The organism is Halorussus gelatinilyticus, assembly GCF_023238445.1.
In the GTDB taxonomy this organism is placed as follows: domain Archaea; phylum Halobacteriota; class Halobacteria; order Halobacteriales; family Haladaptataceae; genus Halorussus; species Halorussus gelatinilyticus.
On record NZ_CP096658.1, the window covers coordinates 3463973 to 3487526 of the forward strand.

General features: G+C 65.8%; 23 protein-coding genes. 7 read left to right on the forward strand and 16 right to left on the reverse strand.

From position 1 onward, the window contains the following. Both M0R88_RS17665 and M0R88_RS17670 read right to left on the reverse strand, forming a co-directional pair. Positions 1-1143, reverse strand: coding sequence for a glycosyltransferase (locus M0R88_RS17665; RefSeq protein WP_248654734.1), 1143 nt, complete (start codon positions 1141-1143; stop codon positions 1-3). Between the two features lie 138 nt (positions 1144-1281). Then, complete coding sequence (locus M0R88_RS17670) at positions 1282-1908, reverse strand: flagellin (RefSeq protein WP_248654735.1); 627 nt, start codon at positions 1906-1908, stop codon at positions 1282-1284. A gap of 277 nt (positions 1909-2185) precedes the next feature. Here M0R88_RS17670 and aglJ point away from each other — a divergent pair, with 277 nt between their 5' ends. Both aglJ and M0R88_RS17680 read left to right on the forward strand, forming a co-directional pair. Beyond that, positions 2186-3094 (forward strand): S-layer glycoprotein N-glycosyltransferase AglJ, encoded by a 909-nt coding sequence (gene aglJ, locus M0R88_RS17675; protein ID WP_248654736.1) that lies wholly within the window; start codon positions 2186-2188, stop codon positions 3092-3094. An 82-nt stretch (positions 3095-3176) separates the two neighbouring features. Further along, on the forward strand, positions 3177-4877 hold the full coding sequence (locus tag M0R88_RS17680; protein ID WP_248654737.1) for an acetate--CoA ligase: 1701 nt from the start codon (positions 3177-3179) through the stop codon (positions 4875-4877). Between the two features lie 36 nt (positions 4878-4913). On the opposite strand, the gene M0R88_RS17685 is transcribed toward M0R88_RS17680, so the two are convergent. From M0R88_RS17685 to M0R88_RS17695, 3 genes are all read right to left on the reverse strand, one after another. Further along, positions 4914-5279: a DUF7344 domain-containing protein gene (locus M0R88_RS17685; protein WP_248654738.1), complete on the reverse strand. Its 366-nt coding sequence runs from the start codon at positions 5277-5279 to the stop codon at positions 4914-4916. Positions 5280-5449: 170 nt separating this feature from the next. After that, on the reverse strand, positions 5450-5980 hold the full coding sequence (locus tag M0R88_RS17690) for an Lrp/AsnC family transcriptional regulator (RefSeq protein ID WP_248654739.1): 531 nt from the start codon (positions 5978-5980) through the stop codon (positions 5450-5452). 119 nt (positions 5981-6099) lie between these two features. Continuing rightward, complete coding sequence (locus M0R88_RS17695; protein ID WP_248654740.1) at positions 6100-6423, reverse strand: hypothetical protein; 324 nt, start codon at positions 6421-6423, stop codon at positions 6100-6102. A 240-nt stretch (positions 6424-6663) separates the two neighbouring features. Here M0R88_RS17695 and M0R88_RS17700 point away from each other — a divergent pair, with 240 nt between their 5' ends. The 3 genes from M0R88_RS17700 to M0R88_RS17710 all read left to right on the forward strand — a co-directional run bounded on the left by M0R88_RS17700 (position 6664) and on the right by M0R88_RS17710 (position 11903). Further along, complete coding sequence (locus tag M0R88_RS17700) at positions 6664-8832, forward strand: thioredoxin domain-containing protein (protein WP_248654741.1); 2169 nt, start codon at positions 6664-6666, stop codon at positions 8830-8832. Positions 8833-8974: 142 nt separating this feature from the next. After that, complete coding sequence (locus M0R88_RS17705) at positions 8975-9739, forward strand: DUF7504 family protein (RefSeq protein ID WP_248654742.1); 765 nt, start codon at positions 8975-8977, stop codon at positions 9737-9739. A gap of 37 nt (positions 9740-9776) precedes the next feature. Then, a complete protein-coding gene (locus M0R88_RS17710) occupies positions 9777-11903 on the forward strand; it encodes a CHAT domain-containing protein (protein ID WP_248654743.1) in 2127 nt (708 codons plus the stop codon). 62 nt (positions 11904-11965) lie between these two features. Here M0R88_RS17710 and M0R88_RS17715 read toward each other — a convergent pair whose 3' ends face one another. Continuing rightward, the gene (locus tag M0R88_RS17715) at positions 11966-12337 is read right to left on the reverse strand and encodes a thioredoxin family protein (protein WP_248654744.1); all 372 of its coding nucleotides are present in this window, start codon (positions 12335-12337) and stop codon (positions 11966-11968) included. 177 nt (positions 12338-12514) lie between these two features. On the opposite strand from M0R88_RS17715, the gene M0R88_RS17720 reads away from it, so the two are divergent. After that, positions 12515-13600, forward strand: a complete 1086-nt coding sequence (locus M0R88_RS17720) for a PLP-dependent cysteine synthase family protein (protein ID WP_248654745.1) — start codon at positions 12515-12517, stop codon at positions 13598-13600. A 190-nt stretch (positions 13601-13790) separates the two neighbouring features. Continuing rightward, entirely contained in the window at positions 13791-14090 is a 300-nt protein-coding gene (locus M0R88_RS17725) for a hypothetical protein (protein ID WP_248654746.1), read from the forward strand. A gap of 13 nt (positions 14091-14103) precedes the next feature. On the opposite strand, the gene M0R88_RS17730 is transcribed toward M0R88_RS17725, so the two are convergent. The 10 genes from M0R88_RS17730 to M0R88_RS17775 form a co-directional block, all read right to left on the reverse strand. Next, positions 14104-14559: a DUF5804 family protein gene (locus M0R88_RS17730; RefSeq protein ID WP_248654747.1), complete on the reverse strand. Its 456-nt coding sequence runs from the start codon at positions 14557-14559 to the stop codon at positions 14104-14106. 43 nt (positions 14560-14602) lie between these two features. Beyond that, positions 14603-15160 carry a CHRD domain-containing protein gene (locus M0R88_RS17735; protein ID WP_248654748.1) on the reverse strand — a complete coding sequence of 186 codons (558 nt, stop codon included), beginning with the start codon at positions 15158-15160 and terminating at the stop codon, positions 14603-14605. Positions 15161-15228: 68 nt separating this feature from the next. Then, positions 15229-16410 carry a tRNA sulfurtransferase gene (locus M0R88_RS17740; protein ID WP_248654749.1) on the reverse strand — a complete coding sequence of 394 codons (1182 nt, stop codon included), beginning with the start codon at positions 16408-16410 and terminating at the stop codon, positions 15229-15231. A gap of 363 nt (positions 16411-16773) precedes the next feature. Next, complete coding sequence (locus M0R88_RS17745) at positions 16774-17985, reverse strand: methionine adenosyltransferase (protein ID WP_248654750.1); 1212 nt, start codon at positions 17983-17985, stop codon at positions 16774-16776. 164 nt (positions 17986-18149) lie between these two features. Further along, a complete protein-coding gene (cyaB, locus tag M0R88_RS17750; RefSeq protein WP_248654751.1) occupies positions 18150-18704 on the reverse strand; it encodes a class IV adenylate cyclase in 555 nt (184 codons plus the stop codon). A gap of 305 nt (positions 18705-19009) precedes the next feature. Then, complete coding sequence (locus M0R88_RS17755) at positions 19010-20083, reverse strand: Gfo/Idh/MocA family protein (protein WP_248654752.1); 1074 nt, start codon at positions 20081-20083, stop codon at positions 19010-19012. A gap of 135 nt (positions 20084-20218) precedes the next feature. Further along, positions 20219-20422 carry a DUF8005 family protein gene (locus M0R88_RS17760; protein WP_248654753.1) on the reverse strand — a complete coding sequence of 68 codons (204 nt, stop codon included), beginning with the start codon at positions 20420-20422 and terminating at the stop codon, positions 20219-20221. Next, positions 20422-21621: an ABC transporter ATP-binding protein gene (locus M0R88_RS17765; protein ID WP_248654754.1), complete on the reverse strand. Its 1200-nt coding sequence runs from the start codon at positions 21619-21621 to the stop codon at positions 20422-20424. The genes M0R88_RS17760 and M0R88_RS17765 overlap by 1 nt, the downstream gene beginning before the upstream one ends. A 6-nt stretch (positions 21622-21627) precedes the next feature. After that, the gene (locus M0R88_RS17770; protein ID WP_248654755.1) at positions 21628-22551 is read right to left on the reverse strand and encodes a carbohydrate ABC transporter permease; all 924 of its coding nucleotides are present in this window, start codon (positions 22549-22551) and stop codon (positions 21628-21630) included. A 2-nt stretch (positions 22552-22553) separates the two neighbouring features. Then, positions 22554-23537 (reverse strand): carbohydrate ABC transporter permease, encoded by a 984-nt coding sequence (locus tag M0R88_RS17775; protein WP_248654756.1) that lies wholly within the window; start codon positions 23535-23537, stop codon positions 22554-22556. Positions 23538-23554: the final 17 nt, after the last annotated feature.

Here is a 23554-nt window from a genome sequence, read left to right on the forward strand (position 1 = left end):
TCAGTCGAAGGCTTCCCGAAGCTCTTCGTCAACTTCCCACGTGCCGTCGCCCTTCCCGCGGAGGAGTTCGACCGCGGCGTGGAGCAGGGAGACCTGCGAGTCGAAGACGGCGTAGACGGCTTGGAGCGGCCCGAGGAGGTCCTTCTGTCCGAGCCAGACGAATCCGGCGAGCGCGGCCGGAACCGCGAGTCCGGCGAGACCCGCCACGGAGACTCCGGCCGCCGTGACCGCCAGCACGTCGAGCGCGACTAGCCACGGCGAGACCACCATGAACCACCAATTGAACGGGAGGACCAGTTTGCCGTAGTTGCCGTACTTGCCGAGCGCGTCGCGGTGCTGAGCGAGCAGGCGAATCAGGCCCATCCCTCGGCGGTCCTTCTGGAGACGGCGCTTGCCGAAGTCCGAGTGGGACGCCTCCTTGTACCGGACCGCGGGGTCGAATATCACGCGGTCGCCGCCCCGACGAATCTTGAGCGCCAACTCGGTGTCGTCGGCCAGCGAGTTGGGGTCGATGGGGACGATGGCGTCGTTCTCGAACGCCGAGAACGGGCCGTGGAAGATGAGCGTCGAGTCGAGGTGCGATTCGAGCGTCTGGATGTGGGCCTGCACGCCGCGGTAGCCGGCCTCGACCTCGCTCCCGCCCAAGACTTCGGCGTTCTGGCCCGTGACCGCGGCCACGTCGGGGTCCGCGAGGTTGGCGGCCGCCTCCCGGAGCGCGTCGTCGGCGACGTACGAGTCGCAGTCGGTCTTGACGACCATCTCGTTCTCCGCGGCGGCGTAGGCGTCGTTCAGCGCGGGTGCGAGTCCCCGGCGCTCCTGCTCGCGGATGAGGTTCAGGTCGGGCGCGTCCCGGTCGGCGAAGTACTCCTCTATCAGTTCCGGCGTCTCGTCGTCGCTCGAATCCACGACGACCAACTCAACTTTCTCCATCGGATAGTCCAGCGACAGCACGTCGTCGAGTTTCTTCTCGATGATTCCCGACTCGTTGTACGTCGGCAGGACGATGCTGACGGTCGGTTCGTCGTCGCGCTTCTCGGCCGGCGACCCGCTGGGCGAGACGGCCGCGTAGAGGGCGAGATACGCGAGATACGGCAGCGCCGTGGCGGCGACGAGCGCCCCGGCGGCGGCCACGAAGGAGTTCATACGACCGGGTATGGAATCGGACTATAACATACTGTTGGTCGCTCGTCGGCGGGACGGCCGACCGGCGTCTCTTCGTCGGCGAGACACAAGAAAAGATAGTACGGACAGGACGAAAGTGAGAGGAAGGTCGCTACCGGATTAGACCGTGACCGCGCTCTCTTGGGAGAGCGACTGGGGCACGTTCGCGCGGTAGAGCGTCACTGCGCCGTACTGGGTAGTGAGCTTCAGCTTGACTTCCTCGCCCTCGCCGAGGCCGGTGCCACTTTCGCGGATGGCAGTGGCATCCATCGTAATCTTGAAGCGGTCGTCCTGTGTGTTGAGAACGGGTTCGGAGCCATCGGGGTCCTTGATGGAGCTGACGTCGAACTCGGTGCCGTTCAGCGTGTCGGGCGCAGCGGTGTTGTGGACCAGCGTCGTTGCCTCCTCCGGACCGATCCACTCGATGGTGGCCGACGAGAGGTTGATGTCGTCGGACCCGGAGCCGCGCATGACCGTCAGGTTGATCTTTTCGACTTTCTCGTTGGCCACGTCACCGAACGCGCTGACGACCTGTACGCGGTTCGAGACCTGCGCGCTGGACTCCTGACCGGTCTGTTCGGACTTGGTCTGGAGGAAGCCAGCCGTGTTGATGAGCACGCCCGCCGCAATCGCGGCGACCAGCACCATAGCGATGAAGACGATGAGTGTACCGATACCCACCTGACCGCGGTCGTTGACCGCGCCCTCGATTCTATCTTTTACTGCCGAGAGATAATTCCGTGTCATTATTCGGACCGTATTGTATTCGGGAGCTTTCCCAACGTGGACGTACCACCAACGATATATATAACATTCGTCTGTTTTCATCGCTGATAATCGGGGGACGGGACGCCGAATATCGACGGTGAGAGGTCGGCTCGAACGGCTTCGCGTCGGGGGACGAGTCTGACATCGGTGATAGGTCGTCTCGGCGCCCGGCGGGAACTGCGAGCGCCCCCGCTCGGTCCCCGAGCGAAAGGTCATAGGGTAAGCCTTTTGCGCTCGTGGTGTCCACTGCCTCCCAATGGCCGACTGCGAGGAGGTTTGCGTTCTCATCCCGACGCTGAACGAAGCTAAGACCATCGGCGAGGTTATCGACGGGTTCACCAGTCGCGGGTACGAGAACGTCCTCGTCATCGACGGCAACTCCTCGGACGGGACGACGGACATCGCCAGCGACCACGGGGCGCGCGTCATGTCCCAGTCGGGCACGGGGAAGGGGCAGGCGGTCCGCGAAGCCATCGACCACATCGACGCCGAGTACATCCTGATGCTCGACGGCGACGGCACCTACCGCCCGGAGGACGCCGAGGCGATGCTCGAACCGATACTCGACGGCGAGTACGAACACGTCATCGGCAACCGCTTCGCCGACATGGAGGAGGGCGCGATGAGTCGCCTCAACGAGTTCGGCAACGGCCTGTTCAACTGGGTGTTCGAGACCATCCACGGCAAGGACTTCGAGGACATCCTGAGCGGCTACCGGGCGTTCACCCGCCAGTCGGTGGAGAACTTCTATCTCGACGCGGACGGCTTCGGCGTCGAGACGGAACTCGCCGTCGAGTGTGTGAAACACGGCGTGCCGACGACGGTGGTGCCGATTCGCTACGAGGCACGGCCCGACGAATCGGATACCAACCTCCACCCGATTCGGGACGGCGGGGTCATCCTCGTGACGCTCTATCAACTGGCGAAGACGAGCAACCCGCTGTTCTACTTCGGGAGCGTCGGCGTGGGGAGTTCCCTGGTGGGGGTGACCATCGCCGCGTTCGTCGCCTACGAGTGGTTCGTGAAGGTGCCCCGCGAGAGCCACGAGGTGCTGGCGGTGGTCGCCGCGTTCGCCATCCTGTTCGGCGTGCAACTGCTGATGTTCGGGGTGCTGTCGGACCTCATCGTGACGCTCCACCGCGAGCAGATGCGACGGTTGGAGTGACCGCAGTCCCCGACCGGCGACATTTTTCCGAGTCCGAACCCGTCGGTACCGTTATCATTCTCGGGAGAGTACGACCGTCCGCATGGGAGAGACACACAACCTCTCGGACTACGACGAGGTGCGCGAATCGTTCTCGTGGGACGATATTTACGCCGAAGCGGACTGGGACGCGCCCGACGAACTCAACGTCGGTCACGAGGTCTGCGACCGCCACGCCGACGGCGGGGAGAACGTCGCGCTCCGACAGGTCGGGACCGACGGCGACCTGACGACGTTGACCTTCTCGGAACTGGCCGACCGGTCGAGTCGGTTCGCCAACGTCCTCGAAGAGTTGGGCGTCGAGCGGGGCGACCGGGTGTTCTCGTACATGCCGCGGATTCCGGAACACTACGTGGCGCTGGTCGGGACGCTCAAGCGCGGCGCGGTGTTCGGCGGCGTCAACGAGCGGTTCGGTCCGGACGGCATCTCCTACCGACTCGACGACTGCGACGCGTCGGTGGTCGTGACGACCAGCGACAACCGCGACACCGTGGCCGACGCCCTCGACGACGCCCCCTCGGTCGAACACGTCGTCACGGTGGACCGCGGGGAGGGTGAGTCCGGCGAGGGCATCGAGGAGGACGACCTCGTGTTCGCCGACGCGCTCGACGACGCGAGCGACGAGTACGAGACCGCCCGGACCGGCGGCGAGGACGACGCGCTGCTGTACTACACCAGCGGGACCACCGGCCCGGCGAAGGGCGTCCGCCACAGACAGCGGTGGGTCGCGGGCGTCGCCGCCACCCAGAAGTACGCGGTGGACCTCCAACCGGACGACCTCTACTGGTCCACGGCCGACCTCGGGTGGCTCACCGGCCCCATCAACACGCTCGGCGCGTGGTTCTGGGGCGCGAGTCTCTTCACCTACGAGGGCGAGTTCGACCCCGAGACGTGGGCCGACCTGCTGGACGAGCACCCGATTTCGGTCCTGTTCAGCGTCCCCACGGCCTACCGGATGCTCCGGGAGAAGGAACACGTACTGGAGGGCGTGGACCTCGACCTCCGCCACGCGCTCTCCATCGGCGAACCGCTCTCGGCGGGCGTGGTGGACTGGGGCGAGGAGACGCTGGGCGTCACGGTCCACGACACCTACGGCCAGACCGAGACGGGCAACATGATAATCAACAACTACCCGACGATGGAGTTGAAGCCGGGGAGCATGGGCAAGCCGCTGCCGGGCATCGAGGCCGACGTAGTAGACCCGGAGACCGGCGAATCGATGCCGCCGGGCGAGACGGGTGAAATCGCCCAGCGCGGCGACTACCCCTGCTTCTTCGCGGAGTACTGGGAGAAACCCGAGAAGACCGCCGGATGCTTCGTGGAGGGCCCCGACGGAAAGTGGTACCTCTCGGGGGACCTCGCCCGGAAAGACGAGGATGGCTACTTCTGGTTCGAGGGTCGCGCGGACGACGTCATCATCTCGTCGGGCTACCGCATCGGTCCGTTCGAGGTCGAGAGTTCGCTCGGCGAGCACCCCGCGGTCGCGGAGGCCGCGGTGGTGCCCAAGCCCGACCGCGAGCGGGGCAACATCGTCAAGGCCTACGTCGTCCCGAGCGACGACGTAGACCCTGACGACGAACTCGCGGAGGACGTGAAGACCCACGTCCGCGAGGAACTTTCGGCCCACGAGTACCCCCGCGAAATCGAGTTCGTCGAGGAGCTTCCCAAGACCGTGACCGGGAAGATTCGTCGGACGGAACTACAGGACGACGCCCAGCAGGAGGCCGAAGTCGAGCAGGAGTAGTCGGCGTTCGTCGTACGGACGAACTTCCACCCCGGTTCAGTCGCTCGTCATCGCTCGGAGGTGGGTGTGAACCTCGTCGGTGTCGTTTACGAGCGTGACCGTCTGTCGGGTAGCGTCGTACTCGACGACGTTCGCGTCGGCCATCTTCGGCAGGTGATTGTGGACGAGCGAGACGCCGACGGTGGTCTGTCCGTCGCCCGCCCGACCGATTTCGGACTGGCGCTCCTCCCACGCGACCAGTTCCGTCGTCAGTTCGGCCACCGAAAGCGGGGTATCGACGGACCGGAGGTGCTGAAGGGTGAAACGGCGGTAGGGATGAGACAGGACGCTGAAGAGTTCGTCTTGACGGTCGCCTCCGACCTCGAATCCCAACTTGCTCGTCTCAGAGGCATTGTTTGTCACATCGAAACAGTGGCCTTCCACGGGGATAAGTGTTGTCTGGCAGATAAATAACGGGATGAAGATAACGCAGTTTACGCGCTTCTATCTGGGGTTGACACACGTTTCGGTGTGGGGACCTACATTTCGCCCCGCGATACTGCGCGTTCCGCAGCGAGCGAGTTTCCGCCGGATTACGGGTCATCTCGGTCGTCGTCCTTGCCGTCGTCGTCCTTGCCGTCGTCGTCCTTGCCGTCGTCGTACGGGTCGGTGAAGAAGAAGTGATTGAACGGTTGCACTCGTCGCTGGCACAGGATTTCCGAACTCTCTATCGAGAGGCCGACTTCGTGGATGGCGTCGGTGATACGGACGGTGTCGGCCGTTCCGGTCCCGACTGCCTCGACGAACAGGTTCCGCTGGCCCGTCAGCGTTTCCCGAACGTCTACGACCCCGCGAATATCGAGTACCTGTTCGACCATCGCGGTTCGCTCCGAGGGCGGTGCCGTACAGACGAACAGCACTTGGAGCGGGAGGTCGGCCGCCTCGTAGTCGATTTTCGGATGGTAGCCCTCGATGATTCCGTCGTCTTCGAGTTGCTCGATTCGGTTGCGAACCGTGCTGGCGGAGACGTCGACCTTGTCCGCGATTTCTTGGGCCGTCCGGTTGCGCGCATCCATCTGGAGTTCGTGCAGGATTCCCCGATCCACGTTGTCCAACTCGACCATACCTCGATTCGGGTAGCCACGACAATAGGTGACGGGGCGGATTCGACCCTCCTGCAGGGAGCGGACACGGACGCCCTGCTTCCGCGAAACGACGGGAAGGACAGAAGCCAGAAACTGATTCAGAGCGGTAACGCAGCACGGACGCGCTCGATGACGCCCGGCGTCCGTGAGTTCCGGTAGCGTTCGAAGACAGGGTGGAGCGCGTTCAGAAACTCCTGTTTGTCGTCGAACTGCTCACGCTCCACGTCCGAGACGGCTTCCGAGAGGGGCACGGTGTGGCCGTCGGCGTCGTACTTGATGCGCGGGTTCGAGAGTACCTGCACGACTTCGTCGCCGGTCGCCGGAAACGAGAGGTTCCCGCCGTCGAGTTCGGCCGCGACTTCGGCGATGCCGAACTCGATGACGTCGGGACCCTCGTCCGAGTTCGACGGTGGTGGCCTCATGCCCATGTCCGTGGCTTCTCGCTCCCGCAATGAAAAACTCACTACTCGGATTTCCAATCAGTTCGTGACGCCGTGACGTCGTTCGGGTGGTTCGTCGTTCGGTACGAGATGACGTAGACGTGCATGAGAACGATAGCAGTCGTGCCAAACGCCGGTACATCGGTGTTCGGGGCCGCCGGATACGGAACACACTCGGCCGCGAACCCCGCCTTTAGGTCGCTCGAAGCCCTCGCTCCAGTCATGACCGACGCCGACCCTACCGCGCGTAACCGACTCGACGAGGAGGAGAGTCCCTACCTCCGCCAGCACGCCGACAACCCCGTCAACTGGCAACCGTGGGACGACGCGGCGCTCGACGCCGCCGCGGAGCGCGACGTACCCATCTTCCTCTCGGTCGGCTACTCGGCGTGCCACTGGTGTCACGTCATGGAAGAGGAGAGCTTCGAGGACGACGAGATAGCCGCGCTCCTCAACGAGAACTTCGTGCCCATCAAGGTGGACCGCGAGGAGCGCCCCGACCTCGACAGCATCTATCAGACCATCTGTCAGGCCGTCTCGGGCCGGGGCGGTTGGCCGCTGTCGGTGTGGCTCACGCCCGACGGCAGGCCGTTCTACGTCGGGACCTACTTCCCGAACGAACCCAAGCGCGGCCAACCCGGTTTCGGCGACCTGCTGGAGAACATCGCCGAGTCGTGGAGCGACGAGGAGGACCGCCGGGAGATGGACCGCCGCGCCGACCAGTGGACCGACGCCATCGAGGGCGAACTCGAATCGGTGCCCGACCCCGGCGAAGCGCCCGGCGAGGACTTGCTCGAAACGGCGGCCGACGCCGCGGTCCGGAGCGCCGACCGGGAACACGGCGGGTTCGGCACCGGCCAGAAGTTCCCGCAGGCGGGCCGCGTCCACCTGCTCCTGCGCGCGGCCGACCGCGCCGAACGCGACGGCGACGACGAGGCCGCCGACGAGTACCGCGAGGTCGCCACGGAAGCCCTCTCCGCCATGGCCGAGGGCGGTCTCTTCGACCACGTGGGCGGCGGGTTCCACCGCTACACCGTGGACCGCGAGTGGGTCGTCCCCCACTTCGAGAAGATGCTCTACGACGAGGCCGAAATCTCGCGCGCCATGCTCGCGGGCTATCAGGTCGCGGGCGACGAGCGCTACGCCACCGCCGCGCGCCGGACCTTCGAGTTCGTGGAGCGGGAACTGACGCACCCGGAAGGAGGCTTCTACAGCACTCTCGACGCCCAGAGCGACGGCGAGGAGGGCAAGTTCTACGTCTGGACGCCCGACCAAATCCGCGAGGCGGTCGCGGGCGGCGACTGGGGCGGCGCGGACGCAGACGCGGACGCCGACACCGCCGCGGACCTCTTCTGCGACCGCTACGGCGTCACGGAATCGGGCAACTTCGAGGGCGAGACCGTCCTGACCGTCAGCGAGTCGATACCCTCCCTCGCCGACGAGTACGAGCTGTCCGAACGGGAAGTCGAGCGGACCCTCGAAGACGCCCGCGAACGGGTCTTCGACGCCCGAGCGGAGCGCGTCAGGCCCCGGCGCGACGAGAAGGTGCTGGCCGGCTGGAACGGCCTGATGATTTCGGCGCTCGCGGAGGGCGCGCTCGTCCTCGACGACGACCGGTACGCCGACCTCGCCGCGGACGCGCTCGGATTCGTCCGCGACAAGCTGTGGAACGCGGCGGAAGGGAGACTCTCCCGACGCTTCAAGGACGGCGACGTGGCGATCGAGGGCTACCTCGAAGACTACGCCTTCCTCGCGCGCGGTGCCCTGAACTGCTACGAAGCGACCGGCGACCCCGACCACCTCGACTTCGCGCTCGACCTCGCGGACGCCGTCGTCGCCGAGTTCTGGGACGCCGAGGCCGGTACCATCTACTTCACGCCCGAGCGCGGCGAGGAGTTAGTCGCCCGCCCGCAGGAACCCCACGACCAATCGACGCCCTCCAGCCTCGGGGTCGCGGCAGACACCCTGCTCGCGCTCGCGGAGTTCACCCCCGACGACGAGTTCGCCGAGGTCGCCGAGCGCGTCCTCGAAACGCGCGGCCGGGAGATTCGGTCGAACCCGCTCCAGCACGCGTCGCTCGCCTTGGCGGCCGACCGCTACGCTCGCGGGTCGCTGGAGATTACGGTCGTCGCCGACGACCTGCCCGAGTCGTGGCGCGCGGACCTCGCCGACCGCTACCTGCCGACGCGCCTGCTGTCGCGCAGGCCGCCGACCGACGACGAGCTATCGACGTGGCTCGACGGGTTGGACCTCGCCGAGACGCCGCCCATCTGGGCCGAGCGCGGTCGGACCGACGGCGAACCGACGGTGTACGTCTGCCGGGAGTTCGCCTGCTCGCCGCCGGAGACCGACCTCGCCGCGGCGCTCGACTGGGCCGACGAGCGCGCCTGAGTCCGCCGTCGCGGTCACTCGTGCGAACGGTCACCGAGGACGTTAGCTGTGAAAGTAGTCGAACTCGACGGGTCAGCGGCCCAGATTTCTGCCTTCGACGGTGCGAAAGTTTATTAACTATACATCTTCAACCAGTTCCGCAATGAGTGCAGGGAGTTCCGGGTATCGGGGTGGCGGCTCGGGCGGCGACGCGAATGCCTCGGAGGATTCGCCTCGGTTTCTCGACGTACTCCGGGAGTTGAAGGCCGACGGGTGTAACCTGCTGGTGGTCGGTGACGCGCCGCGCCCCCTGTTCACCGAGGCCAGCGCGGACCTACTCGGGGGGACCGACGAACGGCGCTACCGCCTGCTCGCGGTGACGGACGCGAGCGCCCAGAGCGTCGTCGAGCGCCTGCCCGACCCCGAGGAGACGCCGGGGGAGTTCGCCGAGACGACCGAAATAGTCAACCACGCGTCGCCCCCGCGGTCGGTCGTGGAGAGCGACGGACCGCTCGAAACCCCGCGGTTGGGCGACCTCTCGGAGCGGCGCGTCGTGGACCCGCAACTCGCGGGCTTGCAGGCGGAGTTGGCCGAGTCGATGGCGGCGTTCAACCGCCACGCCGGCGGGCTTCACCCGGCGCAATTGCGCGTCGGCGTCGATTCGCTCGGCGCGCTCTTCGAACACTACGACGCCGGCGTCGTGCACCGCTGTCTGCAGGTCGTCACTGGCTACGTCGCCGACTACGACGCGATGGGCCACTACGTCCTGACCGAACCGTACGACGCCGAGCGCGTCTCCCGACTCGCCGACGACTTCGACGCCGTGGTCGAGATTCGTGCGGTCGATTCCGCGAAAGACGACCACCACGCAGAGGAGCGGTGGCACGTCGATAATCACGACCTCGTGACCGACTGGTTCCCGATGTGACCGACCGCCCCTTCGGGCCCACAGACAAGTTTACCATATGCGTCCACGAATCGATTCACTCGGCGACCCGACCGGCGTAGAGATAGTCGATCTCATCGAGAGTCACCGCTTCCTCCTGTACACGCCGAAGGCGGTGTCGCCGACTCCGACCGACACCGAGCGATTCGTCTACCCCGTGACGGTCGCCTGCCGATTTACGACGTCCGACCTCCGGCTCTCGTATCCCGTCCCGGTCGGCGTCCGACGACGCGAGGGGCGAGAATACATCTGTGATGTCACTTACGGAGCGGCACGCGAATTCGAGGCTGGGGCCTACGTGATCGAAATTCCGGGGCCGCCGAAACTCTACCTGCACGTGGAATCGGCGCTGACGGTCGACGCGACGAACGGAGAGACCCGAATCGCATTCGGCGGGGAGACGACCGTCGTCGTCGGCACACGGTCCTCGCACGAGTCGCCAGCGGCCACGATTACCGTCCCGGACGACCCGGCGTCGGTGATGCGTGGAGTCTCGAGATTCGGATCCGCCCTGAAGACCACATCGCCGGAGCGGTCGTGGCCGACGCTCCGTGGCCACCCGCCCCGCGTCGAGCGTGGCGATGAACTGCGGATTCCCGACGAGCTCGAGGCCATCGATACGGGCGTCACCATCCGAGTTCCCGCAGACTACGAACACGTCTTCCCGGTCGCGTCCTTGGCGTACTACCTCGGTGCCGCCGTCTCGCAGGGCGACCGACCACGGCTGACCACGAAGAACGGGTTCTCGTACCCCTTGGGTGGCGGTGCCGACTTCGAAGAAGAGGTGGCTCGCGTGCTTCGGCAAGTCTTCGTTCTGGACTGCGCGACTCGCACTGAGGGGTTCCATCCGGCGGACCTCGCCGAACGCCGCCTCGTCGAGTCCGTCGTCGACCTCGACTTCGCGGCGCTGTACGACGCACCGCTCGCCGAGCGTCTGGAGACGTACTTGTCCGTCCCCGAGACGCTGGTGGACGACGTCAAACCGACGTGGGGGCGCGAAACGTACGTGCGTCCGGTCGCAGACGGTATCGAATCCCTGCCTTACGTGGCTCGCGATCTCTCGGTCGTCCGAGTCAAATCGCCCGCATCCACGGATACGAGCCGAAGCCGGAGGTCCGGTCGCGAGGCACTGCACTCCTTCAAGCGCAGCGGGATGGAGTCCGACCATAGCCAATCGGTCGATGCCGACGAGGCAGCGACGGGCGTTCCGGCCCCGGACGAGTACGTCCCCCTGCCGACGCATGACGGCTTGGAACGGGCGTGGGTCGGCGACGGGACGCCGGTCCACGGTGCGAAACTTCACCCCGAAGCGTTTCGCCACGAACGGACGGATTCGACGGACGGCGTCATCGACGTGACGGTCGTGTGCAACGACGAAGAGATGCGCGAAGAGTTGAACGCTGTCTCGGAGGTCTACGGGAGCCGAGAGGTCGTTCCCTTCGACGTCGATTTCCGAGTCGGAGTCCCAACCGAGGAACTCCGAGCACTGTTGGCGGCCGACAACGACCTGTTCCACTTCATCGGCCACGTCGACGGTCGCGGTCTCGAGTGTCCTGACGGCGTTCTCGACGCCGAGACGCTCTCGGAAAACGGAGCGACGGCAGTACTTCTCAACGCCTGCCGGTCGCACGACCAAGGCGTCGCACTGGTGGAGGCCGGCGCTCACGCGGCCATCGTGAGTTGGGGCGACGTGGGGAACCTCGGCGCGATGGAGGTCGGCGAGACGTTCGCGAAACTACTAAACTACGGATTCAGCGTCGGTAGTGCCCTCGAATTGGTGGAGGAATACACGAGTATCGGTCGTCACTACGTCACGATTGGCAACCCCAACGTGACCGTGGCCCAGTGCGAGGACGGACTGCCGGTCGTCTACGAGGTTCTGTCGGGGGAGGTACCGAAATCGGGTGAGATAGATATCGAACTCACGGCCTATCCGGCGCCAACGTTTTCGATCGGCGCCGCGGTATCGTATCACTTCCGTGGTGCGGACGACCCCGAGTTTTTCACTGCACCGGCCATCGCTCGGTTCACGAACGAGGTCGAAGAGATTGTCGAGGAAGTCGCCACCTTGGCGACCCCTATGATTGTCGACGACGAACTCCGGTGGACCGACGAACTGTTCAGTGAGGACGGCACTACGAGGTGAAAGCATCGCGGAACCGCTCGTTCGGCCCTGTCTGCCGGGGGTGCCGCTTCGATAAACCGACCTTAGGCCATCACGTCGGCATCGAGCAGACGCTCGGCGACGTACTCCGCCGCGGGTCGGTCCTCGGACTCCTCGAAGCGCGCTATCTCCTCGTCGCCGTGTTCGACTACCACGGTCGGGATGAGCGACACGTCGTACTCATCGACCTTCGGTCCCTGCTTGTCGCGGTCCACCTCGTACACCTCGATCTGGTCGTCGGCCACGCCCGCGGCCTCCAGCGCCGCGAAGAAGTCGGGGAGCGCGGACCGGCAGTCGCCACACCAGTCGGCGCCCCAGACGCGGTAGGTGACTTCGCCGACGCCGGCCTCGAAGGCGTCGACGACTTCGCTGTGCGCAGCGGCGTCCCACGTCGGATTCGGTTCGGTCGTCTCCATGGCCGGTAGTTGGCGCTCGACGCGTTTAGTCGCACGGGTCGGGGCAGGGTTGGGGTGGTTCTCTCGACGCACGAACGCGACCCGCGCTTGCCGGCGGACGGGTCGGTCCGGACGATTACCGGCACGTCCTGCCACCAGTCGCCATTCGTTTATACGTCCCGTCCCTATCCGTGCGTAATGAGAGACTCTATCCTGGACGTGGTGGGGTCGCCGCTCGTCAAGGTCGCCTCACCCGAAGGCGCGACGGTCGCGGCCAAAGTCGAGGGGTTCAACCCTGGCGGGTCCGCGAAGGACCGACCCGCCCGCGAGATGATCGCGGCCGCCGAGCGCGCCGGCGAGATAACGCCGGGCGACCGCCTCGTGGAACCGACCAGCGGGAACACCGGCATCGGTCTCGCGGTCGCGGCCGCGGCGCGGGGCTACGACCTGACCATCGTGATGCCGGCCTCCAAGTCGCCCGAGCGCCGGAAACTGCTGAAGGCCTACGGCGCGGACCTCGAACTCGTGGACGGCGAGATGGAGAGCGCCCGCGAGCGCGCCGACCGCTTGGCGGAACAGGAGGGCGTCGTCCAGATGGGCCAGTTCGAGAACCCCGCGAACGCCGAGGCCCACTACCGGACCACGGCCGAGGAGATTCTCGAACAGGTCGAGGGCCGCGAAATCGACGCCTTCGTCGCCGGCGTGGGAACCGGAGGAACCATCACCGGCACCGCCTCGCGCCTCTTGGAGGAGTTCCCCGAGATGGAGGTCGTCGCGGTCGAACCCGAGCGGAACGCCGTCCTCACGAAGGAACTGGGTGAGGGCTCGTCGGACGAGTCAGACGGCGGCCTCTCGACCGGCGAGTCCGGCGACGACTATCAAGGGATGGGACCGGGGTTCGTCAGCGACTTGCTGGACACCGACCTGCTCGATTCCGTCGAAACGGTCGCGCTCGAAGACGCGGAGGAAGAAGCCCGCCGACTCGCCCGCGAGGAGGGCATCCTCGTCGGCCAGTCGTCGGGCGCGGCGTCGGTCGCGGCCCGTCGGGTCGCCGACCGCCTCGCCGAACCCGAACTCAACTGCCCGGAGGCCCCCGAGGAACTCACGGACCTGCTCGCTGAGGACGGCGAGGCCGACACCGCCGGCGGAACGGGAACCGGCGGCGCGGCGCCCGAAATACAGCCCGACGGCGGCGCGCTCGACGGTTACGACGACTGCCCGCTGGTCGTGACGGTGTTCCCCGACAGCGGCGAGCGATACCTCTCGACCGGGATGTTCGACTGAACCCGCTCTCGATTCGACCGACGCGCCAGCGACGCCGGGGTTTTTCTTCGTCTGATTTCGAGACGGGGGTCGAGCCGAGACCGCAAGACGATGAGGACGTTCGCTCTCGTTTCGTCGGAGACTTCTCTTCGTCGCCGAAGCACCGAAAAGCATATGTCGCCCCTCGATTCGACGTAGCCGGAGCCTCCCCATGATACTCTGGCAGACCGCGAAGCGGTGGACGTACAAGGGCCGAAAGTGCGAGATTCAGCGGACGAACGTGGACGACGCCACCCAGTACCGCGGTCTCGTGGAGGTCGAGACCGGTCTCTCCGACAGCGCGCTGGCGGCCGCACCGGTCGCTGGTCTACGGCGTAGAAACCGGCCGAAGCGCCACGAGGACGGCGAGTACCGCGAGTGGGTCTACTTCGAGCGGGCCGGCGACGCGATAGCCGACCTCCGGGAGGAGGTCAACGGGCTCGCGGAACACGTCCGCGACGCGGAAGTGTGAGAAACCGAGGGACTCAGTCGCCGAACTCGGATTCCGTCACGCGCACGACCACGGTGTCGTCCACGTCTCGGAGGTCGTAGTCGGGCAACTCGCCGTCTTGGCGGGTCAGGTACATCGGTTCCACGAGTTCGCCCTCGGCGGTCAGGCCGTACACCTTCAGATACTCGTCGGTCGCTTCGGGGTCGATTGCACCGTCGCGGACCGCCTCGGCGAGGTTCCGAGAGAGCCACTCGGTCTCGCTGACGCTCGGTTCGAGGACGAGCGCGTCGTCGGTGAATCGGACGAGATACCAGTTGAGGTCGTTCACCAGGGAGACCGCGGACCCGAGGCTGATGGTGTCCAGCACCAGCGAGTTGCGATACTCCTCGCGGAGGTCGTAGGTCGCCAGCGCCTCGCGTGCGGTCTCCCGCGTGAGGAGTTCGGTCCGGAGGTCCACGCCGTCGGCTCCGACGAGACAGACCCGAGTCACGTCTTCTCGATGGCACCTGCCGGGTAAAGCGATTTCGTTCCGGCTACTCGCGCCGTCCCGCCGACGCCGACGCGCCGTCACCGAGCGAGAGCGGTCGTATCTGGCCCCGGATTTCGCCCGACGGGTGGGCGGTCGTGTGGACGTTGACGTAGACGTTCGCCGCGCGCATCTGCTCGGCCATTCCGGCCACGTCGGTCAGCGGCCAAATCATGTCGTCGTCGGTCAGTCTGCCGGACGCGAGGAGACCCGTTTCGTCTACCGGGTCCTGCGCCGGGCCGAAGAGGTACGCCACGACGTTGCCGTTCAGGTCCGGCGGTCCCTTGTGGACGTGGGACTCCTCGACGTTCTCGATTCCGGCGACGACCAGTCGGTAGTCGATGTGCGACCGGTCGCGTGCGAGTCGGAAGCCCGCGAAGCCGAACGCGTCGGTCTCGACCGGCGGGACCTCGTTTGCGCCGGTCAGCCACGCGCCGAAGGCCTCCGCACCGAAGGCCTCGGCGTCGGGGCGTCGAGACGCTCGAACCGCAGGTCCGAGTGCAGCGGTTCCGAGCGCGCCGCTTCCGAGCGCCGCGAGGTAGCGTCGTCTGGTAACGTGTGTCATTGTCCCCCGACCGGACGCGCGACGGGCGCGGTGAAAACGATTTCGACGGGTCCGGACGGGATTCCGGTTCAGACGTCCACGACCGTCGCGTTCTCGGCCGCCTCCGCCGCCCGCTCGAAGAGGTCGTCGGGTTCCGCGTTCTCCACGATTTCGAGCGTCGCGTTCGTCTCGGGGTAGTCGGGAGCGATGCGGTTACAACCCGCCGGAATCGTCGAATCGCGGAACGTGCCGATGTCGCGGGCGCGCTCCGTGATGGCCGATTTGTCCATCGTCAACAGCGGCCGGTGAATCGGCAGGTCGGCGGCCTGACTCGTCGCGCCGAGGTTCCGGGCGGTCTGGGAGGATTTCTGGCCGATGGCCTCGCCGGTGACGATGCCCGTGGCGTCCACCTCGCGGGCGACGTGTTCGGCGACGCGGTACATGAACCGCCGGTAGACCAGCATCCTCGCCGGGCCGACCTCCTCGGCCAGCAGGTCCATCACGTCGCCCGCGGGCACCTTCCGGACGCGCATGTCGAAGTTCGGCGCGTAGTCGGCGAGTCGTCGGACGGTCTCCATCGCGCGGGCCTCGTGGTCCGGGCCGCCGTAGTCGCCCAGTTCGAGGTAGACCGGCACGATTGGCGCGCCGCGCTTCATGACCTCCCACGCCGCGACGGGCGAGTCGATGCCGCCGCTGACCAGCGCGACCAGTTTCGCTTGGCTCCCGAGCGGAAGTCCGCCGGGACCGGGCCGCTTCTCGGTGAAGACGAACGCCTCCTCGGCGCGACACTCCACGGAGAAGGTCGTGTCGGGGTCGGTCAGGTCAACCTCGGGGTCGTCCAGCGCGTCGAACACGGCCGCGCCGCCCTCCCGCTCCAAGTCCTCGCTCGTGAACGGGTGAGCGTCGGCGGTGCCCGCGCGCCGGGCGCGAACGGCGAAGGTGTCGCCCGTCGCGTCGGCGTTGGCCTCGGCGCTCCGGGCCAGCGCGTCCACGATGGGTCCCTTCTCGGGCGGGACGACGGCGGCGGGACTCGCCGAGCGCACGCCGAAGGTGTCCGCGGCGGCGTCGGTCGCGGCGTCGATTTCGTCGGCGTCGGCGTGGAGCAGGATGCGCGACCAGCGGCGCTCGACCTCGGCGTCGATTCCCCGGTCGCGGACGATGGCTTCGATGTTGTCCCGGAGCCGTCGCTCCATCTCGGCTTGGACCTTCCCGCTCTTGACGCCCACGTCGGCGTGGCGAACGAGGACGGTGTCGGCTCCCGGTTGTCGCATGGACTGGGGTAGACGTGAGAGGGATAAACGGGCTTCGATTGTGGGATAGCGAGGTGGGAAAACTGCCGAGCGAAGCGAGGCAGGCAAACCACCTCGAAACGGTGGACGGGAAACTGCCGAACGAAGCGAGGCAGGCAAACCACCTCGAAACGGTGGACGGAAAACTGCCGAACGGAGCGAGGCAGGCAAACCGCCTCGAAACGGTGGACGGAAAACTGCCTCGAAACGGTGGACGGAAAACGCGTCTCCGCCGGAGGCGGGCAACCTACCCCAAAACGACGCACCGACGGAACGGTCGAGTCGGAGGTGTCGGTGCGGTTCTGCGTCCGAGAGTCGAAGGAGAGTCCGAGCGCGAGCGGGCGGTCAGAACGTCGAGAGTTCGCCGTCGATGACCCGCTGGGTGATAGAGGTCACGTCGGCGAGTTCGCGGTCGATGATTTCGGTCACCTCGTCCTCGATGTCCGCGATGGCGATGCCGTCCTCGGTGACCACCTCGGCGTCGGCGACGTGCGGTTGGTCGATGGGCCGACCGATTTGGCTGAGCAGGCGAATCCGGAGGTCGCGAATCCCCTCGACCTCGGCGACGACCGACTCGGCGATTTCGGTGCCCAGTAGGTTGTAAATCTTCCCGATGTGGTTGACGGGGTTCTTGCCCGAAGTGGCTTCCATCGACATCGAGCGGTTGGGCGTGATGAGACCGTTCGAGCGGTTCCCGCGGCCGACCGAGCCGTCGTCGCCCATCTCCGCGCTGGTGCCGGTCGTGGTCAGGTAGACGCTCTCTTCGTCGTCGCCGTCGCCGTCGGCGGTGTTGACGTAGACGCTCACGTCGCGGTCGGTGTACTCGTGGGCCACGTCGCGGACGAACTCGCGGACCGCCTCTACCGTGTCGTCGTAGTCCGCGCGGTCCTCGACGTACGCGTCTATCATCGCGGCTGCGACGGTGATGTCTATCTGGTCGCCCTCGCGCTTGCCCATTATCTTGACGTCCTGCCCGAGCGCGGGGTTGTCCTCGGCGAACTCGCCGTTGAGGCGGCGCTCGGCGTTCAGCACTATCTGCTCGGTCTCGGTCAGGGGCGCGTGGCCGACGCCGAAACTCGTGTCGTTGGCCATCGGAACCGTGACGCCCTCCTCACCGAAGACCTCCTTCAAATCGCCGCTCCCCTCGCCCAACTTCACGTCCACGATGATGTCGGTGCCGAACTCCAACTCGGGGAAGTGTTCCGAGAGGTAGTCGCGGGCCGCTTCGAGCGCGATGGTCTCGGTCGGGATGGTCTGGTCGCCGTACTCCTTGGTCGCGCGCCCGACGATGAGGAGGTAGATGGGTTCTATCATCTCGCCGCCGCCGAACTGGGGGTTCGAGCGCCCGGCGACGAGTTGGGTCTCGTCGGTGTTGTAGTGGAGGACCTTGCCCACGCGGTCGAGGTAGGCGTTCGCCAAGGCCTGCGAGACGCGCTCGGCGATGCCGTCGCTGATGGAGTCGGGGTGGCCGAGCCCCTTTCGCTCAACGATTTCTATCTCTTGATCCTCGACTGCGGGGCGGTCGATGGGTTCGACCTGAATGTTGCGGTCAGTCATTACCCCAACGTATCCGGTCGCGGATTCTATAACTTGCGAAAAGAAAATCGGTGCCGGGGATTACCTCGGGTTATGCCCCGGTTCGGCGGTCGTCCCCTTCGTCGCCGTCCTCGCGGTCCGAGGCGTCGGAACGCGACGATTAGCGGTTTCCGCAAACGTTGCGACTACGGCTCCGACTCCGCTTCCAACAGCAGTCCCAGATACGAGGTCCGAATCTGGTCCTCGGGGTCCAACTCCAACTCCCGCAGAATCTCGAACGCCTCCTCGCGCGCCGCCTCGACCGCGTCCTCGTCGGCCACTTCGGTCTCGATTTCCACGAACTCGCCCAACCCGTTCACCGCGTCGAGCGTGACGGTGTAGCCGTCGAGCGCGAACCGCTCGCGCTCCTTCCGGACGGTCGCAGCGGGGTCGAACCCGAGCGCCGCGAGGATGTCGCCTGCGGCCTCGCCCTCCGCGACTTCGGTCTCGACTTCGCGGCGGGTCTTCGACTCGGCCTCCACGAGCGGTCCCTTGTAGGTGAGTTCCGCGAACGAGTCGGCGTCTTCGGGCGATTCCCGACGGACGCGAAGCGCCTCGTCGGTCTCGGCGAACTCGCGGTGGGGCGCGTCGTAGTAGGTGTCCTCCTGTTCGACCGCGTTCACCGGGTCGGCACCGAGCGCGTCGAGTCGCTCGCGGACCTCGGCGTGGTCGGCCGGGACCTTCACTTCGACTTCGTACATGCTCCCCCGTTCGCCGCGGCGGGGTTTCGGCGTTGTGCTTTCGCCGGTCGCGTGCGACCCTCGAACGCGTCGGATTCTCCCCGACGAAGCTTTATTACAGTTCGTTGACGAGCGTACGACATGGCTACCTCCTACTCGACGTCTCGCTTCGACCGGGCGGCCCGCCCGCTGGCGGCCGAGTTCGCGGTCGAGACCGGGGCGTTCGGGCTGTAGCGACGTCCCGGAGAAATCAGTAGAGGTCTCTAAAGCGCGTCTATTCGGTTACACGATAGCCGTAGAATGCTACGAACGGGACAGCTTCGGCTCTACCCGAGCTGAATCGCGCGCTCTTCCTCGTGGGAGCGGTAGATAGCGTCGATGATGCGCTGGACCTCCAGCGCCTGCTCGACCGTGTTCATCGTCGGGGCCACGCCGTCGCGGACCGCCTCGAAGAAGATGCGCTGTTCGGCCTTGTGCGGGTCCTCGTGGCGGGTCTGAATCTCCGAGTCCGAGAAGTGGTCGGTCCCCTGTCGGCCCGTCTCGTGGATGGTCAGGGTGTCGTCGCCCTTGTCGAAAGTCGCGCCGGCTTCCGTCCCGCGGACGATGTACTCCTCGTTGGGCGAGCGGTTGGCGGCCCACGCGACCTCCAGTGCGATGGTCTTGCCCCCCTCGCATCGGATGAACGCGCTCACCGAGTCGTCCACCGAGAATTCGCCCGACTGGGTGTCCTCGCCCCACATTTCGAGGTAGGCGTAGTCGTCGCGCGAGCCGAATTGCGAGCGAATCGTGCCCGAGACCTCCTGCACCTTCGGGAAGTCGTGGAAGTACATCGAGAGGTCGATGGCGTGGACGCCGATGTCGATGAGCGCGCCGCCGCCGGCTATCTCGCTGTTGGTGAACCACGACCCGCGGCCCGGAATCCCGCGCCGGCGGATGAAGTTCGCCTCGACGTGGCGAGTGCGGCCGAACCGCCCCTCCTCCTGATAGCTCTTCACGACCTCGACCGGGTTCCGGAAGCGGTTGTGGAACCCGACCATGCAGAAGCCCTCGGCGTTGTGGGCCGCCTCGGCGATGCGCTCGGCGCTTTCGAGCGAGTGGGCGAGGGGCTTTTCGAGCAGTACGTCGAGTCCGCTCCGGAGGGCCGCGACGGCGTACTCCTCGTGGAACTTGTTCGGCGTGGTGACGACGACCGCGTCCACCGCCGCGCTGTAGAGGTCCTCGTAGCTCTCGTAGGACTCGACGCCGTACTTCTCGGCGAAGCGCGCTCGTGCGTCCGGGTTGATATCGACGCCGCCCACGATATCGAGGCCGTCCAGGTCGACGAGACGGTCGGCGTGGTAGTGACCGATGTTCCCCAAGCCGACGAATCCGACCCGGACCGGCTCATTCGTAGTAGACATAGTTACTAGTGGTAGCCAACCGTGAATCGTTGTTAGGCTTTTCTGTTCGGCGGTCCGTCAACGCACGGAGAAGTGGCGTTTCCGGACACGTTCCGCGAGCGTCCCGCACAGTTCGTCCTCCGTCTGACCGCCACATCAGTACAACTGGCGCTCGGTCTCTTCGCGCTCGCTCTCGCGCTCGGATTCTTCCTTCCGTCTCCGGCGGTTCACCACGAACGCCCGAATCGCGGGGAGGAACTTGTTCTTGCAGTCGAGGACGAACGACACGATGCCGTACGCCCAGAAGAAGAACAGGAGCGTCCCGCCGACGAGGTAGAGCCATCCGAGCGTCGTGACCATCAGTCGTCGCCCTCCGCTTCGGTCTCGGTCGCGCTCGGTCCGGCCATCCCGAACTCGAGGCTGTGACTGATGGCCTCGCCGGTCTGGGTGTCGAAGAGGTGGACGCGCTCGCGGTCGAGGACGACCTCCACGTCCTGTTCGCCCTCGATGTCAGACGAGGGGTCGATGCTCATCAGGAGTTGGTTCTGGGGCATCTCGGCCTCGTCGCCCTCGGTCTCCATCTGGGGTTCGGCGACGTCGCCGGTCAGCAGATAGACGAATATCTCGTCGCCCATCGGCTCCAGCACGTCGGTCCGGGCCTGTATCGGCTGGGTCGGGTTGGCGATCTCCCGGCCCTCCTCGCGGAGGTAGACGTCTTCGGGACGGACCCCGAGCGTCACGTGGTCGCCCTCGGTGACGCCGGACAGCTGGGTCACGTCGAAGTCCACGTCGAAATCGGGCGTCGAGAGACCCGCCGCGGTCAGTTCGCCCTCGACGAGATTCATGGAGGGCGAGCCGATGAAGCCGGCGACGAAGAGGTTAGCCGGTTCGTTGTAGCAGACCAGCGGCGGGGCGATCTGCTGGAGTTCGCCGCCGTCGATGATGGCGATGCGATCGGACATCGTCATCGCCTCCGCTTGGTCGTGCGTGACGTAGATGATGGTGGTATCCAGTTCCTTGTGGAGGCGCTGGAGTTCCGTCCGCATGTGGACCCGCAGCTTGGCGTCGAGATTCGCCAGGGGTTCGTCCATCAGGAACACTTCCGGTTCCCGGACGATGGCTCGCGCGATGGCGACGCGCTGGCGCTGGCCGCCCGACATCTCGTCGGGCATCCGGTCGAGCATTCCCTCCAGTTGGACGATATCGGATGCGCGGTCCACTCGGCGGTCTATCTCGTCTTTGGGGTAGTCGCGCAGTCGCAACCCGAAGCTGATGTTGTCGTAGACGTCCATGTGCGGGAACAGCGCGATGTTCTGGAACACCATCGCTATCCCCCGGTCCTTCGGCGGCAGGTTCGTCACATCGCGTTCCGCGATAGTGATGGTGCCGGACGTGGGCATCGTCAGTCCGGCGATGGTCTCCAGCGTCGTGGACTTCCCACAACCGGAGGGACCGACCAACGTGACGAACTCGCCGTCCTCGATGTCGAGGTTCATGTTGTCCACTGCCGTTACGTCCGCGTAGCGTTTCGTGACGTCGTCCAAGATGACTTTACCCATTGTGTATCACTCCTTGAGCGCTCCTGCGGTGAGTCCGCTGACGATTTTCTCTTGTGCGACGACGACGAGGATGGCGACGGGCAGGACCCCGACGATGCTCGCGGCCGCCATGAGGTTGTACAGTTGGGTGTACTGGCCCTGGTAGCTCAGGATGCCCCAGACGATGGGGGCCCAACTCCGGGCCTCCCCCGAGGTCATCAGGAACGAGAAGAAGAACTCGTTGTACACCGAGATGAACGTCAACACGCCCGCGGTGGCGACTCCCGGAGCCGACAGGGGCATGATGACCCGGAACAGCGCGCCGAGTCTCGTCGTCCCCTCGATTCGCGCGGCGTCCTCCAGCCCGTCCGGAATCTGGCCGTAGAACGTCGAGAGGATGAATATCGACAGCGGCATGAACAGCGCGCTGAACGGCAGTATCATGGCGAACGGCGTGTTGAACAGGTTCGGACTCGACACGCCCAACAGCGAGACGTTCCCCGTGAACAGCCGGAAGAGCGGGATGATGAACGCTGCTGGCGGGAAGTACGACACCGCCAGTATCAGCAACATCAGCGCGCCCTTCCCCGGAAAGTCGAGCCTGCCGAACACGTAGCCCGCGAGACTCGCCAGTACCAGCACGATGGCGGTCGTGGCGATGCCGAGCACGAAGCTGTTGAACATGTAGAGGTGGAACGGCACCGTCGTGAACACCTCCACGAACGCCTCGGGGTTGAACCCGTGGGGCACCGGCGGGAAGCCGAAGCTGGTGATGGCCTCGTTCGGCGTGAGCGCCAGCACCAACAGCCAGTAGAACGGGAACAGCGTCGTGAACAGGAAGAATATCATGGCGACGTAGAACATCGCCCGATACACCTTCCCCGGATTCTGAATCGCCGAGTCTGCCCACCGCGAGAACGCACCTTTGCTGGAATCAGTTTCCGTAGCCATCGTTAGCCTCCCGTCTCCGTGTCCGCGTACTTGACGATGTACACCGAGACCACGATACCGATGAGACCCGCCGTGATGAACGCGATGGCGGCCGAAGTCCCGTACATCCGCGACCCGCGGAAGGTCGTGACGACGAGACACGACAGCGACGGCACCGTGTTACAGCCGACGACCGTCTCGATGAGACCGTAGACTCGCATCGCGCCGATGGTGCGGAACAGCATCGCGACCAGCACCGACGGCAGGACGAGCGGTAGCGTGATCATCCTGAACTGCTGGTACTTCGACGCGCCGGCGACCCTCCCCACGTCGTAGAGGCTCCGATCGACGCTCTGGAGTCCCGCGAGGATGATGAGCGCCATGAACGCCGAGGTCTTCCACACGTCCGCGACCACGAGGATGATGAGCGAGTCCACGGGGTTCGACAGCGGCGTCGCCGTGAAGATGCCCAACTGCTGGAGCGGGTCCACGAGGAACCCGATGTTGGGCTGGAACAGCAGGAAGAAGATCATTCCCTGAATCACGATGGGGACCGCCCACGGGATGATGATGGCGACCCGAATCCACCGTCGGCCCCGGAAGTCCTGGTCCAGCACCAGCGCCTGCCCGAACCCGACGACGGTCTCGAAGAAGACGCTGGTGACGGTGAAGATGAGCGTCACCGTCAGCGCGCTCCGGAACGGCGTCGCCGGGTCGAAGAACGGCCTCACCAACAGCGCGTCGCGCTCGCCGGTCAACAGCGCGACGTAGTTCTCCAGCCCCACGAACTCTCCGAGCGCGGCGCTCCCGACGAGGTTGTCGGCGTACAGCGACATCCGGAACGTGCTCAGCAGCGGCCAGAACGCGATGAGGCCGAGCAACAGCAGCACCGGCGTCAACAGCAGGTACGCGAACTGGGTGTCGCTGAGGTTCTCCATCCAGCGGACTGCCGCGACGTACGGTCCCGACCGCTTAGATTCACGGACCCCTTCGTCAGTCGTTGACATAAAAAATCTGTGGGATT

Excerpts from the sequence above, each read along its gene's own strand:
- M0R88_RS17725 (WP_248654746.1), top strand. The coding sequence starts at position 13,791 with ATGATACTCTGGCAGACCGCGAAGCGGTGGACGTACAAGGGCCGAAAG.
- M0R88_RS17760 (WP_248654753.1), bottom strand. The coding sequence starts at position 20,422 with ATGGTCACGACGCTCGGATGGCTCTACCTCGTCGGCGGGACGCTCCTG.
- M0R88_RS17690 (WP_248654739.1), bottom strand. The coding sequence starts at position 5,980 with ATGGTCGAGTTGGACAACGTGGATCGGGGAATCCTGCACGAACTCCAG.
- M0R88_RS17695 (WP_248654740.1), bottom strand. The coding sequence starts at position 6,423 with ATGAGGCCACCACCGTCGAACTCGGACGAGGGTCCCGACGTCATCGAG.
- M0R88_RS17770 (WP_248654755.1), bottom strand. The coding sequence starts at position 22,551 with ATGGCTACGGAAACTGATTCCAGCAAAGGTGCGTTCTCGCGGTGGGCA.
- M0R88_RS17745 (WP_248654750.1), bottom strand. The coding sequence starts at position 17,985 with ATGACTGACCGCAACATTCAGGTCGAACCCATCGACCGCCCCGCAGTC.
- M0R88_RS17700 (WP_248654741.1), top strand. The coding sequence starts at position 6,664 with ATGACCGACGCCGACCCTACCGCGCGTAACCGACTCGACGAGGAGGAG.
- M0R88_RS17705 (WP_248654742.1), top strand. The coding sequence starts at position 8,975 with ATGAGTGCAGGGAGTTCCGGGTATCGGGGTGGCGGCTCGGGCGGCGAC.
- M0R88_RS17720 (WP_248654745.1), top strand. The coding sequence starts at position 12,515 with ATGAGAGACTCTATCCTGGACGTGGTGGGGTCGCCGCTCGTCAAGGTC.
- aglJ (WP_248654736.1), top strand. The coding sequence starts at position 2,186 with ATGGCCGACTGCGAGGAGGTTTGCGTTCTCATCCCGACGCTGAACGAA.
- M0R88_RS17735 (WP_248654748.1), bottom strand. The coding sequence starts at position 15,160 with ATGACACACGTTACCAGACGACGCTACCTCGCGGCGCTCGGAAGCGGC.
- M0R88_RS17775 (WP_248654756.1), bottom strand. The coding sequence starts at position 23,537 with ATGTCAACGACTGACGAAGGGGTCCGTGAATCTAAGCGGTCGGGACCG.
- M0R88_RS17710 (WP_248654743.1), top strand. The coding sequence starts at position 9,777 with ATGCGTCCACGAATCGATTCACTCGGCGACCCGACCGGCGTAGAGATA.
- M0R88_RS17670 (WP_248654735.1), bottom strand. The coding sequence starts at position 1,908 with ATGACACGGAATTATCTCTCGGCAGTAAAAGATAGAATCGAGGGCGCG.
- cyaB (WP_248654751.1), bottom strand. The coding sequence starts at position 18,704 with ATGTACGAAGTCGAAGTGAAGGTCCCGGCCGACCACGCCGAGGTCCGC.
- M0R88_RS17665 (WP_248654734.1), bottom strand. The coding sequence starts at position 1,143 with ATGAACTCCTTCGTGGCCGCCGCCGGGGCGCTCGTCGCCGCCACGGCG.
- M0R88_RS17680 (WP_248654737.1), top strand. The coding sequence starts at position 3,177 with ATGGGAGAGACACACAACCTCTCGGACTACGACGAGGTGCGCGAATCG.
- M0R88_RS17765 (WP_248654754.1), bottom strand. The coding sequence starts at position 21,621 with ATGGGTAAAGTCATCTTGGACGACGTCACGAAACGCTACGCGGACGTA.
- M0R88_RS17755 (WP_248654752.1), bottom strand. The coding sequence starts at position 20,083 with ATGTCTACTACGAATGAGCCGGTCCGGGTCGGATTCGTCGGCTTGGGG.
- M0R88_RS17740 (WP_248654749.1), bottom strand. The coding sequence starts at position 16,410 with ATGCGACAACCGGGAGCCGACACCGTCCTCGTTCGCCACGCCGACGTG.
- M0R88_RS17715 (WP_248654744.1), bottom strand. The coding sequence starts at position 12,337 with ATGGAGACGACCGAACCGAATCCGACGTGGGACGCCGCTGCGCACAGC.